This window comes from Streptomyces sp. NPDC058751 (assembly GCF_042746485.1).
Taxonomy (GTDB): Bacteria; Actinomycetota; Actinomycetes; order Streptomycetales; family Streptomycetaceae; genus Streptomyces.
In genome coordinates this window covers 60,046-73,956 of sequence record NZ_JBHYPZ010000012.1, presented here as the reverse complement: position 1 = coordinate 73,956, position 13,911 = coordinate 60,046, and the positions used below count along the sequence as shown (strand labels likewise).

General features: G+C 72.5%; 11 protein-coding genes. 5 read left to right on the top strand and 6 right to left on the bottom strand.

Annotation, left to right across the window (positions count from 1 at the left end):
• The first annotated feature begins 72 nt into the window (after window positions 1-72).
• Together ACFW6B_RS14005 and ACFW6B_RS14000 are read left to right on the top strand one after the other, a co-directional pair.
• Entirely contained in the window at window positions 73-2,724 is a 2,652-nt protein-coding gene (locus ACFW6B_RS14005; protein WP_386595469.1) for a cellulose binding domain-containing protein, read from the top strand.
• Window positions 2,725-3,277: 553 nt separating this feature from the next.
• A complete protein-coding gene (locus tag ACFW6B_RS14000; RefSeq protein ID WP_386595467.1) occupies window positions 3,278-4,108 on the top strand; it encodes a class I SAM-dependent methyltransferase in 831 nt (276 codons plus the stop codon).
• A gap of 6 nt (window positions 4,109-4,114) precedes the next feature.
• On the opposite strand, the gene ACFW6B_RS13995 is transcribed toward ACFW6B_RS14000, so the two are convergent.
• Entirely contained in the window at window positions 4,115-5,059 is a 945-nt protein-coding gene (locus tag ACFW6B_RS13995) for a helix-turn-helix transcriptional regulator (protein WP_386595465.1), read from the bottom strand.
• A gap of 39 nt (window positions 5,060-5,098) precedes the next feature.
• On the opposite strand from ACFW6B_RS13995, the gene ACFW6B_RS13990 reads away from it, so the two are divergent.
• Window positions 5,099-5,614 (top strand): hypothetical protein, encoded by a 516-nt coding sequence (locus ACFW6B_RS13990; protein WP_386595463.1) that lies wholly within the window; start codon window positions 5,099-5,101, stop codon window positions 5,612-5,614.
• A 119-nt stretch (window positions 5,615-5,733) separates the two neighbouring features.
• On the opposite strand, the gene ACFW6B_RS13985 is transcribed toward ACFW6B_RS13990, so the two are convergent.
• Window positions 5,734-6,039, bottom strand: coding sequence for a 4a-hydroxytetrahydrobiopterin dehydratase (locus tag ACFW6B_RS13985; protein WP_386595669.1), 306 nt, complete (start codon window positions 6,037-6,039; stop codon window positions 5,734-5,736).
• A 359-nt stretch (window positions 6,040-6,398) separates the two neighbouring features.
• On the opposite strand from ACFW6B_RS13985, the gene ACFW6B_RS13980 reads away from it, so the two are divergent.
• Together ACFW6B_RS13980 and ACFW6B_RS13975 are read left to right on the top strand one after the other, a co-directional pair.
• The gene (locus ACFW6B_RS13980; protein ID WP_386595461.1) at window positions 6,399-7,238 is read left to right on the top strand and encodes a helix-turn-helix domain-containing protein; all 840 of its coding nucleotides are present in this window, start codon (window positions 6,399-6,401) and stop codon (window positions 7,236-7,238) included.
• Between the two features lie 172 nt (window positions 7,239-7,410).
• Entirely contained in the window at window positions 7,411-8,274 is an 864-nt protein-coding gene (locus tag ACFW6B_RS13975) for a helix-turn-helix domain-containing protein (protein WP_386595459.1), read from the top strand.
• Here ACFW6B_RS13975 and dnaK read toward each other — a convergent pair.
• From dnaK to ACFW6B_RS13955, 4 genes are all read right to left on the bottom strand, one after another.
• Window positions 8,268-10,166 carry a molecular chaperone DnaK gene (gene dnaK, locus ACFW6B_RS13970; RefSeq protein ID WP_386595457.1) on the bottom strand — a complete coding sequence of 633 codons (1,899 nt, stop codon included), beginning with the start codon at window positions 10,164-10,166 and terminating at the stop codon, window positions 8,268-8,270. The genes ACFW6B_RS13975 and dnaK overlap by 7 nt on opposite strands.
• Window positions 10,167-10,309: 143 nt before the next feature.
• Entirely contained in the window at window positions 10,310-10,735 is a 426-nt protein-coding gene (locus ACFW6B_RS13965; protein ID WP_386595455.1) for an OsmC family protein, read from the bottom strand.
• Window positions 10,736-10,903: 168 nt separating this feature from the next.
• On the bottom strand, window positions 10,904-12,703 hold the full coding sequence (locus tag ACFW6B_RS13960) for a hypothetical protein (protein WP_386595453.1): 1,800 nt from the start codon (window positions 12,701-12,703) through the stop codon (window positions 10,904-10,906).
• A complete protein-coding gene (locus ACFW6B_RS13955) occupies window positions 12,700-13,761 on the bottom strand; it encodes an ATP-binding protein (RefSeq protein WP_386595451.1) in 1,062 nt (353 codons plus the stop codon). The genes ACFW6B_RS13960 and ACFW6B_RS13955 overlap by 4 nt, the downstream gene beginning before the upstream one ends.
• Between the last annotated feature and the right edge of the window lie 150 nt (window positions 13,762-13,911).

The following is a 13,911-nucleotide window of genomic DNA, read 5'->3' as shown; positions in this document are numbered from 1 at the left end:
CGTGCTGAGGGCCGCCCGGCCATCACTTGCCCCCTTCCCCCCTCGTCCCGTGCACCGGAGAGGACTCCCCCCGTGCGAAGAACACGCATCCTCACGGCCGTACTCGCCCTCGCCGCCGGGCTGTTGGCCGGCACCCCGCCCGCGCTGGCCGCGAGCACCCCCACCACGACGCTCGCGGCGGACACGTACACCTGGAAGAACGCGCGCGTCGACGGCGGCGGCTTCGTCCCCGGCATCGTCTTCAACCGCTCCGAGAAGAACCTCGCCTACGCCCGCACCGACATCGGCGGCGCCTACCGCTGGGTCCAGGCGACGAAGAGCTGGACCCCGCTGCTGGACTCGGTCGGCTGGAACGAGTGGGGCCACACCGGCGTCGTCAGCCTCGCCTCCGACTCCGTCGACCCGGACAGGGTGTACGCGGCCGTCGGCACGTACACCAACGGCTGGGACCCGACGAACGGGGCCGTCCTGCGCTCCGCCGACCGCGGGGCGAGCTGGCAGAAGGCCGACCTGCCGTTCAAGCTGGGCGGCAACATGCCCGGACGGGGCATGGGCGAGCGGCTGGCCGTCGACCCCAACAAGAACAGCGTGCTCTACCTCGGCGCGCCCAGCGGCAAGGGCCTGTGGCGCTCCACGGACTCCGGCGCGAGCTGGTCGCAGGTCACGGCGTTCCCGAACGCGGGCAACTACGTCCAGGACCCCACCGACACCAGCGGCTACGCCTCCGACAACCAGGGCGTCGTCTGGGTCACCTTCGACGAGTCGACCGGCACCCGGGGAAGCGCCACCCAGACGGTCTACGTGGGGGTCGCCGACAAGGACAACGCGGTCTACCGCTCGACGGACGGCGGCGCGACCTGGTCCAGGCTCGCGGGACAGCCGACCGGCTACCTCGCCCACAAGGGCGTCCTCGACGCCGTGAACGGCTACCTCTACCTCGCCTACAGCGACAAGGGCGGCCCGTACGACGGCGGCAAGGGTCGGCTGTGGCGGTACGCGACGAAGACCGGGACGTGGACGGACATCAGCCCGGTGGCGGAGGCCGACACCTACTACGGCTTCGGCGGACTGACCGTCGACCGGCAGCACCCGGGGACCGTGATGGCGACGGCGTACAGCTCCTGGTGGCCGGACACCCAGATCTTCCGGTCCACCGACAGCGGCGGGACCTGGACGAAGGCGTGGGACTACACGTCGTACCCGAACCGCTCCAACCGCTACACGATGGACGTCTCGTCCGTGCCCTGGCTGACCTTCGGCGCGAACCCCTCGCCGCCCGAACAGACCCCCAAACTCGGCTGGATGACCGAGGCGCTGGAGATCGACCCGTTCGACTCGGCCCGGATGATGTACGGGACGGGCGCGACGGTCTACGGCACCGAGAACCTCACCGACTGGGACGCGGGCGGCCAGTTCACCGTCAAGCCCATGGTCCAGGGTCTGGAGGAGACGGCGGTCAACGACCTCGCTTCTCCCCCGTCGGGCGCTCCGCTGCTCAGCGCGCTCGGTGACATCGGCGGTTTCCGGCACACGGATCTGACCAAGGTCCCGTCGATGATGTACACCTCGCCGAACCTCACCAGCACGACCAGCCTCGACTACGCCGAGTCCAGCCCGAACACGGTGGTCCGGGTCGGCGACCTCGACTCCGGTCCGCACATCGGCTTCTCGACGGACAACGGCGCCAACTGGTTCGCGGGCAGCGACCCTTCGGGCGTCACCGGCGGCGGCACGGTCGCCACGGCCTCGGACGGCAGCCGCTTCGTGTGGAGCCCGGCGGGCACCGGCGTGCAGTACACCTCGGGTTTCGGTACGTCGTGGTCGGCGTCCGCCGGCATCCCCGCCGGCGCGGTCGTCGAGTCGGACCGGGTCGACCCCAAGACCTTCTACGGCTTCAAGTCGGGCAAGTTCTACGTCAGTTCGGACGGCGGGGCGACCTTCACGGCGTCCGCGGCCGGCAACCTGCCGACCGGGGACAGCGTGCGCTTCAAGGCGCTGCCCGGCACGAAGGGCGACGTGTGGCTCGCGGGCGGCGCGAGCGACGGCGCGTACGGGCTGTGGCACTCGGCCGACTCCGGCGCGACCTTCACCAAGCTGTCGGGCGTCGACCAGGCCGACACGATCGGCTTCGGCAAGGCGGCGACCGGATCCTCGTACCAGACGCTCTACACCAGCGCGAAGATCGGCGGCGTCCGCGGGATCTTCCGCTCGACGGACAAGGGCGCGAGCTGGACCCGTATCAACGACGACGCCCACCAGTGGGGCTGGACCGGCGCGGCCGTCACCGGGGACCCGCGGGTCTACGGGCGCGTGTACGTCGCGACGAACGGGCGCGGGATCGTCTACGGCGACACCTCGGACACCGGGGGCGGCGGTGGTACGGACCCGACGCCACCGCCGACCGGGGCCTGCTCGGTGACGTACAGGATCACGAACCAGTGGCCGGGCGGCTTCCAGGCCGACGTGTCCCTCACCAACACCGGCTCCTCGGCCTGGACCGGCTGGAACCTGGGCTGGTCCTTCGCCGACGGCCAGAAGATCACCCAGCTCTGGAACGCCGACCACACCCAGTCGGGCGCGGCGGTGACGGCCAGGAACGTCGGCTGGAACGCGAACGTGGCCCCGGGCTCGACGGCCGGCTTCGGCTTCACGGGAAGCTGGACGGGGTCGAACACGAAACCGACGGCGTTCAAGCTGGGGGACCAGACCTGCACGACGAGCTGATCCCCTCGCCCCACCCCCCTCGGGGCACGCGCCCGCCGGCTACCTGCCGGGCGCGTGCCCCGAGGGGCCGGGACATCCGAGATGATCACCGACGGGGACCACACCCCCGCTCCCCGGAGCCGCCGGTCCGGTGTGGAGGTCGGGGCGGCTGGTCGCGGGCAGCCGCAGGGCCTCCCGTGGGGAGCCGGGAGGGGCGGCGGGCCCCGGGAAGAGCGCAGCTCGGGCGGGGTCCGAAGGTGTGACGGTCCTGGCCCGGGGGCCGGGAAGGTCACCTGCACACCATGCATCAGGAACCGGCCACAGCAACAGAGGTCGGCCGAAAATCGATCGTGCGAGTCCCTGGCGGACCGGTGGCGGCTCCCGGCCGGGGCGCCTAGTGCCGCGGCAGGCAACGTCTGCCCGTCAAGGAGCGGCGTCCGGTGCGTGCTCTCGGTGTGCCGGCCGGAAGTCCTCGTACTGGATGTACTTGGGCTTTCGGCCGGTACAGCGAGAGTGCGTGCCGGGCGTCGTGACGGGGCAGACGTTGCCTGCCGCGGCACTAGTTTGTGCGTTCGTGACCGATGGACGGAAGGCGCGCACGGACCGGACCGGCCTCGGCCTGGTGTTCGACGAGGTTCCGGAGCTCTACGACCGGGTCCGGCCGGGGTACCCCGACGAGCTGTTCGCGGACCTCTCCGCCATCACCGGCCTGGGCGAGGGGTCGTCGGTGCTGGAGGTGGGCTGCGGCACCGGTCAGGCCACGCGCTCGCTGGCGGCGCTCGGCTGCTCGGTGACCGCCGTGGAGCCGGGACCCGGCATGGCGGCGCTCGCCCGTCGGCGCCTCGCGGCCCTCGGCGCCGACGTCGGGATCGAGACGTCGACGTTCGAGGAGTGGGACGACCGCGGGAGGCGCTTCGACGTCCTCGTGGCCGCGGCGTCGTGGCACTGGGTCGACCCGGCGATCGGCTGGCCGCGAGCGCACGGCGTCCTGCGTCCCGGAGGCTGGGCGGCGCTGCTCGGCCACGTCGTCGTCCGCAGGCCGGGAGAGGCGGAGGTCTACGCCGAGACCGCCGCCCTCCACGAGCGGTTCGCCCCCGGGAACCCCGACTGGGGTCGTCCGCCGCTGGAGGAGGACGTGCGCGCCACTACCGAGGGCTGGGGCCTCGTCGAGGATCCCGGAGGGTTGTTCGGCCCGACGACCGTGCGCTGGTACCCGGCCGTCCAGTGGTTCGACGGGAACGGCTTCGCCGACCTCCTCCGCTCGCAGTCGCCGTACAGGCGGCTCGACCCCGCCGTCCGTGAGCCGCTGCTCGACGCGGTCGCCGAGCACGTCCGGACCCGGATGGGCGACCGGGCGGCCCGCCGCTGCCTCGGTGTCCTGCGGGTCGGACAGCGCTCCGGGTGAGGCCCGCTACGCGTATCTGCGGGCCAGTTCCGTGACCGTCTCGGCGATGCGGGCCCGCAGTTCGGGCGGTTCCAGGACCTCGACGGCCGTTCCGAGGCGCAGGAAGTCGTCGTGGGCCCGGTCCAGGGACTCCACGGGGACGGTGGCCCGGGTCCAACCCCGCTCGTCCGTAGGTCCGTCGGCCGTCACCGCCCGGCCGGCGAGTCCGCTCAGGACGGCTCCGGGCGCGATCCGCACGACCGCCTCCGTCCGGTGCAGCCGCTCGTGGAAGTCCCGTTGGTACGCGGTCCAGTACTCCGCCAGATCGAAACCCTCGGGGCGGGTGAACCCGGTGCCGGGCGAGCTGAGTTCGAGGATCTGGTCCACGCGGTAGGTGCGCGGCCCCGGGCCCGCGACGACGTACCAGCGCCCCGCCTTGAGGACGAGTCCGTACGGTTCGAGGCGGCGCTCCACGTCGGTGGGCTCGCGCCAGCGGCGGTAACGGACGTCGAGGGCCCGGCCGTTCCAGACGGCGTCGGCGACCGCGGTGAGGTACGGGGTCTCGTCGGCGTCCGCGTACCAGCCCGGCGCGTCCAGGTGGAAGCGGCCGCTCACCCGGTCCGCGTGCTCGCGCAGTTCACGCGGGAGGGCGGCGCGCACCTTGAGCTGAGCGGCGGCGAGCACCGCGCCGAGTCCGAGTTCGGCGGCGGGACCCGGGACCCCGGCGAGGAAGAGGGCCTCGGCCTCCTCGGTGGTGAGGCCGGTGAGACGGGTGCGGTAGCCGTCGAGCAGCCGGTAGCCGCCCGCGTGCCCCGCGTCGCCGTACAGCGGGACGCCCGCCGCGCCCAGCGCCTCCACGTCCCGGTACACCGTCCGGACCGACACCTCCAGTTCCTCGGCGAGCTGGGCGGCGGTCAGTCTGCCGCGGGTCTGGAGCAGCAGCAGGATCGAGACGAGACGACTGGACTTCACTGACACATGGTGTCAGTGAAGTCGGCCTAGCGTCCTGCCATGACTTCAGCCACCTCCACGCCTCCCCCGGCCCGGGCGGGCTTCAAGGAGAAGTTCCTGACCGTGCCGCCGCCCGTCGAGCTCGCGGGACGGCGGATCAAGCGGTACCACGTGACCGCGGACCCCGCCGGTATCGAACCGGAGGTCGCGAGGGCGGCCTACGCGATCCTGCCGCGGCTGCTTCCCGAGCCGGACGGCACCCCGCCCGCCACGTTCGTCGTCCTGCACCGGGGAGGTGACGACGGCGCCTATCTCAACGCGTACAGCTGGGTCTGGGACAACGTCCTGCACTTCCGGGGCGCCGCCGCGGGCCAGCCGGTGCTGGGCTGCCCCGACCGGGACCCGGCGCACTTCGTCGTCACGGACCGCCCGTGGATCGGCTGCGTCTGGGAGCTGCCGCCGGTCCTGCACGAGCGGGACGCCTGGGTACGGCACCTGCTCGCCCCCGAGGTGCCCGACCTCGACGCCTATCTGGCCGACTCGCTGCCCGAGGGGACCACGGGAGACCGCGCGTGAGCGACGGCCCGCCGGGAACGGGCGTCCTCCGCGGGCGGGCGGGGGAGAACACCTGCCCGGCCGACCGGACCACGGACTTCACCCGGAGGAGGGCCGCCCGACGCGCCCCGGCGGGCGGGTCAGCTCGCCCCGTGCCCCGGGGCGAGTTCCTCCACCCGGCGGGCGAGGCCGAAGTCAAGCACGGTGACGGCGCCGCCGACGCTGTGGGTGTTCACGGTGAGGGCGACCGTGTTGTAGCCGAGGGTGAGGTCGGAGTGGTGGCCGAGCTCCTCCTGCACCTGGGCGATGTGCACGACCATCGCGGTCGCCGCGAAGTGGGTGCCGAGCCGGTAGGTGCGGGCGAGCCGGTCGCCTTCCAGCGACCAGCCGGGCAGTTCCGCCAGCCGTTCCGCGATCTCCCTGGGCTCCAGCGGTTCGACGGCCATGGACGTGATCCCTTCGTACGGCGGGTGGGGCGTGCGGGGCGGTGTCCCGAGCGGGGGCTGGGGCGGGGTCGGACCGGCGGCGAAGGGCGGCCGGAGCAGGCCCTTCGCCCAGCGTGCCACAGCCGCCACCTCTCGGCAGGGCGCGCGGAACGCGGCGCCCCACCGGCACCGGCCGTCCGCGGCACCTGACCGACGTCGGCCGTCCGGGGCGCCGACGGTGCCGGTACGGGGTCGGCCGGGTTCCCTGCGTCCTCGGTGAGCCGGGGACGGCGGCCCCGGCCGGTACGAAGACCGCGCCTCGGCGGGACGCCCCCCCGTGCTCCGGGGTTCCCGGGGCGCTCCTCGGTTACGGTCCTCACATGAGCATCGTGCCGTCCGGTCCCGCCGCCGTCCCGACCGCCCCAGCCGACGCCGGCGTCGGACCGCTGTTGCGCGGCTGGCGGGAGCAACGGCGGGTGAGCCAGCTCGAACTGGCCCTGCGGGCCGGCTCATCGGCCCGGCACATCAGTTTCATCGAGACGGGCCGCTCCCGCCCCAGCGAGGAGATGGTGCTGCGGCTCGCCGGACACCTCGACGTGCCGGTCCGCGAGCGCAACGAGCTGCTGCTGGCGGCGGGTTACGCCCCGCGCTACACGGAGACCCCGCTCGACGACCCCTCGATGGACGCGCTGCGCGAGGGCGTGGAGCGGCTGATCCAGGGCTACGAGCCGTATCCGGCGCTGGTGGTGAACGCGACGTACGACGTTCTGGCCGCGAACCGCGGCATCGCCCTGCTGCTGGACGGCGTCACGGACCGGCTCCTCGTGCCGCCGCTGAACGCGATACGGCTGACCCTGCACCCGGAGGGTCTGGCGCCGCGCATCCGCAATCTGCGCACGTGGCGGGACCATCTGCTCGCCCAGATGGACCGGCAGATCGCGCTGCGCCGGTCGGCGCCGCTGCGCGCGCTGTACGAGGAGGTCGCGGCGTTCCCGGTCCCGGACCGGGACGCCGGGGCGGACGACGACGAGCCGCCCGGCCCCACGCCCCTCTTCGCGCTCCCGATGCGGATCGAACACGAGGGCCGGGTTCTGTCGTTCATCTCGTCCATCTCGACGTTCAACACCCCGATGGACGTGACGGTCTCCGAGCTCGCCGTCGAGACGTTCCTCCCGGCGGACCCGGCGACGGGCAAGTACCTTCACACACTGCTTTCGTGATGTTCCGTCACCGTGCGGACGGGACGGCAGGGGACGGTGCGCGGGGAGAGCGCGACGGGGCTCACGATGCGTCATATCGCGCTGAACGCCGTCGTGTTGAGGCCAAGAGAGAACGGTTCGGCACGGGCATGGCACACTGCACGCATACTTCGGCGCGTGGGAAGGCGTGGGCGTGAGTGAGCGGCGGCCGGCACCCACGGTGGGGCAGGTGGTCCTGGGGCGACGGCTGCAGGAACTGCGCGAGGCCGCGGGCCTGAAGCGGGAGGAGGCGGCGCGTGTCCTGCGGGTCGCGCCGGCGACCGTACGGCGGATGGAGACGGCCGAGGTCGCCCTCAAGATCCCCTACGTCCAGGTCCTGCTGACCACGTACGGGGTCGGTGACGACGAGGCCGGGACCTTCGTGGCGCTGGCCGAGGAGGCCAACGAGCCGGGCTGGTGGCAGCGGTACCACGACGTGCTGCCGGACTGGTTCAGCATGCACGTCAGCCTGGAGGGCGCGGCCCGGCTGATCCGCAGCTACGAACCGCACTTCGTGCCGGGGCTGTTGCAGACCGAGGAGTACGCGCGGGCCGTCCTGGAGGCCGGGACGGTCGGGCAGACGGGCACCGAGGCCATCGACCGGCACGTGGCGCTGCGCATGAAGCGGCAGGCCCTGCTCACCCGTGAGAACCCTCCCCACCTGTGGGTCGTCATGGACGAGACGGCGTTGCTGCGTCCGGTGAGCATCCGGGGCGAGGTCATGCGCGACCAGATGGACCGGCTCCTGGAATGGGTCGAGCTCGACCACGTCACGCTCCAGGTCGCGGAGTTCGCCGCCGGCCCGCATCCGGGGACGTACACGTCCTTCGCCCTGTTCCGCTTCGCCGAGCGAGAGCTGCCGGACATCGTCTACAGCGAGTACGTGACCGGCGCCCTCTATCTCGACGCGCGCGAGGAGGTGGCCACGCACCTGGAGGTGCTGGACCACATGTCGGCCCACTCGGCCTCGGCCGAGCGCACCAAGGAGATCCTCCGGGAGTTCCGCGAACGCTACTGAGCGGTCCCCGGGGACCTGTCCCGGGTGCCTCCTCCGTCCCCTTCGCGGTCCTCGTCCACGATCTCGGCGTCCACCACGGTCTCGTCCTCGCCCGGGGCCTGCTCGGTGGGCGCCTGGTCCTGCGGGGCGGACTGCTGCCGGGCCTGGGCGTACATGGCCTGGCCCATCTGCTGGCTGACCCCGGCCAGTTCCTCGATGGCTGCGCGCAGGGCGGCGGTGTCGGTGGAGGAGTCCTCCAGGAGCCGCTTCAGCCCGTCGGCCGCCGAGGCGACGGCGTCCTTCGTCCCGGCGGGGATGCGTTCGTCGTTGTCGCGGACGAACTTCTCCGTCTGGTAGACGAGTTGCTCGCCCTGGTTGCGGGTCTCCGCGGCCTCCCGGTTGCGCCGGTCCTCCTCGGCGTACCGCTCGGCCTCGCGCACCATGCGGTCGATGTCGTCCTTGGGCAGCGCGGAGCCGCCGGTCACGGTCATCTTCTGCTCGCGTCCGGTGGCCAGGTCCTTCGCCGAGACATGGGTGATCCCGTCGGCGTCGATGTCGAAGGCGACCTCGATCTGCGGGACACCGCGCGGCGCGGGCGGCAGACCGGTGAGGTCGAAGACCCCGAGCTTCTTGTTGTACGCGGCGATCTCGCGTTCGCCCTGGTAGACCTGGATGCCGACCGAGGGCTGGTTGTCGGCGGCCGTCGTGAAGATCTCCGAACGCCGCGTGGGGATCGTGGTGTTGCGTTCGATGAGCGTGGTCATGATGCCGCCCTTGGTCTCGATGCCGAGGGACAGCGGGGTGACGTCGAGGAGCAGGACGTCCTTCACGTCGCCACGGATCACACCGGCCTGGAGTCCGGCGCCGAGCGCCACGACCTCGTCCGGGTTGACGCCCTTGTGCGGGTCCTTGCCCGTGAGTTCCTTCACCAGGTCGGTGACGGCGGGCATCCGGGTGGATCCGCCGACCAGGATGACGTGGTCGACGGCGGACAGTTTCACACCGGCGTCCTTGACGGCCTGGTGGAAGGGCGTCCTGCAGCGGTCGAGCAGGTCGGCCGTCAGCTCCTGGAACTGGGCGCGCGTCAGTTTCTCGTCGAGGTGCAGGGGGCCTTGGGCGGTGGCGGTGATGTAGGGCAGGTTGACGGTGGTCTCGGTGGACGAGGACAGCTCGATCTTGGCCTTCTCGGCGCCCTCGCGCAGCCGTTGCAGTGCCATCTTGTCGCGCCCGAGGTCGATGCCGTGCGCGGCCTTGAAGCGCTGGGCGAGGTGCTCGACGACCCGCTGGTCCCAGTCGTCGCCCCCCAGCCGGGTGTCACCGTTGGTCGCCTTGACCTCGATGACCCCGTCGCCGATCTCCAGGAGCGAGACGTCGAAGGTGCCGCCGCCCAGGTCGAAGACGAGGACGGTCTGCTCCTCCCCGCGGTCGAGCCCGTACGCGAGGGCCGCGGCGGTCGGCTCGTTGACGATCCGCAACACCTTCAGGCCCGCGATCTCGCCCGCCTCCTTGGTGGCCTGGCGCTGCGCGTCGTCGAAGTAGGCGGGCACGGTGATCACGGCGTCCGTGACGTCCTGGCCGAGATAGGCCTCGGCGTCGCGCTTCAGCTTCTGCAGCACCCGCGCGGACAGTTCCTGGGCGCGGTAGCGGGTCCCGTCGACGCTGCCCTTCTCGGGGAACCGCCAGTTCACGTCGCCCATGTAGCGTTTCGCGGACCGCGCGGTGCGCTCCACGTTCGTCACGGCCTGCCGTTTGGCGACCTCGCCGACCAGCACCTCGCCGTTCTTGGCGAAGGCCACCACCGAGGGCGTGGTGCGTGCTCCCTCGGCGTTGGCGACGACCGTCGCCTCACCGCCCTCCAGGACGGCCACCACCGAGTTCGTCGTACCGAGATCGATCCCGACCGCACGTGCCATGTCCGTCCCCTTCCGCCACGGCTCTGCCCGCCCTCAAGCACAAAACCTGTGTTCTCGCTTGTCAATGGCGCGGACGGCCGTACGGGGGCGGACACGACGGTGCCGCGCCCCCACGGGGAGGACGCGGCACCGTCGTACGTGCGTCAGGCGAGCTTCGCCGACAGGGTGATCGTCGTGCCGGTCAGGGCCTGGCTGACCGGGCAGTTCTTCTTGGCGTCCTCGGCTGCCGCGACGAACCCCTCCTCGTCGAGGCCCGGCACCGCGGCCTCGACCGTGAGGTGGATGCCGGTGATGCCCTCGCCGGGCTGGAAGGTGACGTCGGCGCTGGTGACGAGCTTGGTGGGCGGCGTCCCGGCACCCGCGAGGCCGTGCGACAGCGCCATGGAGAAGCAGCTGGAGTGGGCGGCCGCGATCAGTTCCTCGGGACTGGTCCTGCCGTTCGCGTCCTGGGCCCGCGACGCCCACGTCACCGGCTGCTGGCCGATGCCGGAGGAGTCGAAGGTGACGACGCCGTTGCCCTCGAGCAGGTTGCCTTCCCACACGGTGTGTGCGGTGCGCGTGGTTGCCACGGTGATTCCTTTCGGGTGGGGTCCCGTTGCCGGGGTCCGGTCCTCCCATCCGATCACACCTGGGCCCGGTGCACCCGGCGGTTCGGGCGGCGACCTGCCGGTGCGTGTCCGGGATTTCGTCGCCGGGGCCGCGGCGGACCCGCCGGTGCGGTGCGGTGCGGCGGGGACTCAGGTGACCCGGAAGACCGGCCCGCGCGCGGTGAACGGGAGCCGTGCGCCCTGCGGCACCAGATAGGCGTGCTCGCGCCGCACCCGCAGCACGTCGCAGTACCCGTCCGTGATCACCAGGACGGGCGCGCCCGGCGGGAAGTCGTCGGCGCGGTGCAGCAGGTCGACGCCCGGCTGCAGCACGGTGCCACCGCGCCCGCGCACCCGTACGCGTCCGGCGATCTCCGTGACGGGCAGATAGCCCGCGTCGTGCGGGGCGGCGTCGCAGAACACGACGCGGGCGGCCGGTACGTCACGGGCCTCCGCGTACGAGGCGATGGCGCCCAGTGCCTTGCCGAGCAGGGTGCGGTCCATGGAGGCGGAGGTGTCGAGCACGACGCCGAAGGTGCAGCGGGCGATCTCCTCGGGCGGGAACCAGCGGCCCGCGCGCGGGATGCCCGGGGTGGCCGCCTGCCGGCGGGAGGGACGCGCGTACGACCGCAGCGGCTCGGGCCGGGGCACGAACTCGTCGAACCAGCGGGCGAGCCGGGCGTCCCAGGGCAGCGGCGGATGGCTGAGCGCGCGGATCTCCTCGACCAGGCCCCCGGGCAGGAAGCCGCGCTCCTGCCGCTGGTGCAGATCGAGGCCCTGGGCCAGGCCGCGGCGGTAGAACTCGTCGAGGTCGACGTGGTCGCGCGGCGAACCGAGCGGTCCGCCCAGGATGTCGCCCGCTCCCTTGCCGCGCAGCGTGGCGAGGCGGCGCATCCTGCGCAGATCGCCGGCGATCCGGTCGTACACCTCCTCGGCGGACAGGTCCTTCAGCTCCGGGTCGTGCAGCAGCCCGTCGGGCATCGTGCCGACCCGCATCTCGCACAGCCAGCCGTTGATCACGTAGTCGGCGGCGACGTTGAAGAGGTAGGGGTCCCGGGCGCCGCAGCGGTCGCCGTGGCGCAGGGCGGCGTGCAGCATCTCGTGGGCGAGGATGAACCGCCATTCCTCGTCGTCGAACTCGCGCAGCGGGTTGACGTAGATCTCGGCCGCCCCGGTGTCCACGGCGGCGACCGAGATGCCGTGGGCGCGGGCGAGTTCGGCGTCGGCGACCAGGGTGATGCCCGCGGCGATGCCGCCGAGCAGCGGGTAGGAGGAGACGAACCAGCTCAGCGCCCGCTCCCAGGGCCGGAGCGGGGCGGGCCCGTCGGTCAGGAAGGCGCGTCGTCCGCCCGCCACGTCCATCGCGGCGGCCATGGTGCTGGTCAGCGCGTGGGCGAAGGCCACCTGCCAGTCGGCCGGAGCGTGCCAGGTGTTCCAGGGCACGAGGACCTGGTCCGGGTCGCCGCCCGCCGTGCCGCAGTGTTCGTACCGGGGCGGGATGCCGTCGCGGCGCCAGAGCGCGGCGAGCCGTTCCTCGTCGCCGTCGGGGTAGGAGTCCGGGAGGTCCTCGGGGGTCAGCCGCGCCGAGAAGGTGAGCAGGAAGCGGTTCACCACCGCGCAGCGGGCGGCGAGGTCGAAGCGGTCCGGCTGCTCGCGCGCGCCCGCCACGGCGGGCAGGTGGCCGAAGCCGAGGTGGATGACGGCGTGCGCCACGGCCCAGGCCCAGGCGACGGGTTCGGCGCGGCGGGACGCGTTGGCGTGCACGGTCCCGTTGGAGTCGACGACCGTCAGCCCGTCCCGGGGCGCCCTCTCGCAGGTCTCCTCCCGGCAGACGCGGAAGTCCACGGCGGCCAGCGCCGGGTTGGCCCGTACCAGCCGCATCCCCTCGGCGAACGCCTCGGCGGCGGGGTCGGGCCTGGACTTGGCCCCGGCCTTGCGGGTACGGCTCACCGGCGCGCCTCCACCAGGCGCGGCATGTCGCGGGCGGCCTCCACCAGGAACCACGCGGGCAGGACCGGATTGCCGTCGGCGTCCGGGGCGATGACGCTCTGGGCGACCTCGACGGATATCTCGGCGAGCTGGATGAGCAGGGACTTGGCCCGGTACGCGGTCTGGCGGGCGTTCGCCGGGATGTGGTCCCGGCCGGCCGGGAGTTCCTTGATCAGGCGGCCGCGGAAGGACTCGGCGAGGTAGTAGAGGAGATCGCGGTCCTCCGTGCGGGAGGGCCAGCGGGCGTCACCCTTGAGGATGGCCTCGATGCCGAAGCGGCTGCGCACGATCTTGACGTAACCGCAGAACGCGACCGCGTGCGCGGGCGTCAGCGTGCCGTGGGCGATCACCTTCAGGCTCTCCTCGTCGAGCGCGTCGCCGAAGGAGCGCAGCGCGTCGGAGAGCATGTGCCAGGAGCGCGGCGTGGAGAAGGGCTCCTCGGTCTTCGGCGGCTTGGACCACAGGTGGTCGGGGCGGTCGGTGACGTGGTCGAGCACCCAGGGGTGGATGTCGTTCGCGGCGGCCCAGACGAGCCAGTCCTTCGGGGAGGCCTCAAGATGGACGTGGGTGAGGCGGTTGACCAGCGCCGAGGCGATCGGGCGGGCCAGCGCGTTGTCCGTCGCGCGGTTGCCCGCGCCGATCACGATGGAGCCCTTCGGCAGCTCGTAGTCGCCGATGCGGCGGTCCAGGATCAGCGAGTAGAAGGCCTTCTGCACGTCGGGGGTCGCCGCGTTCAGCTCGTCCAGGAACAGGCAGTACGGCTCGTCGCGGGCGATGGCCTGCGGAGGGCAGAAGACGGAACGCCCGTCGCGGATCTGCGGCACGCCGATCAGGTCCTCGGGCGCGAGCTGCGTGCCCAGCAGGCTCACGCACTCCAGCCCGAGCGATTCGGCGAACTCCCTGACCAGGGAGGACTTTCCGATGCCGGGGGCGCCCCAGAGGAAGACCGGCCGCACGGTGGCGAGACCGAGGAGCAGTTCCGGGACGCGGGAGGGAGTGACGGTGACGGCTGCCTGCACAGGCGAGCTCCTCGAGAGCGTGAGAGAGACGTGAGGGGGTGTGAGGGACGCGCGCGAGAGCGCGGCGTGCGATGCCCCAGTGTGGGCGTGGCGGTACGCCCGGCGCCTCCCATTTTCCGTCGCGCGCGAGCGTTTCGGCCGGTGGCCGGT

Bases quoted from the DNA above. Each gene is read 5' to 3' on its own strand.
- ACFW6B_RS13985 (WP_386595669.1), bottom strand. From the start codon at position 6,039: ATGGCCGTCGAACCGCTGGAGCCCAGGGAGATCGCGGAACGGCTGGCG.
- ACFW6B_RS13980 (WP_386595461.1), top strand. From the start codon at position 6,399: ATGAGCATCGTGCCGTCCGGTCCCGCCGCCGTCCCGACCGCCCCAGCC.
- dnaK (WP_386595457.1), bottom strand. From the start codon at position 10,166: ATGGCACGTGCGGTCGGGATCGATCTCGGTACGACGAACTCGGTGGTG.
- ACFW6B_RS13990 (WP_386595463.1), top strand. From the start codon at position 5,099: ATGACTTCAGCCACCTCCACGCCTCCCCCGGCCCGGGCGGGCTTCAAG.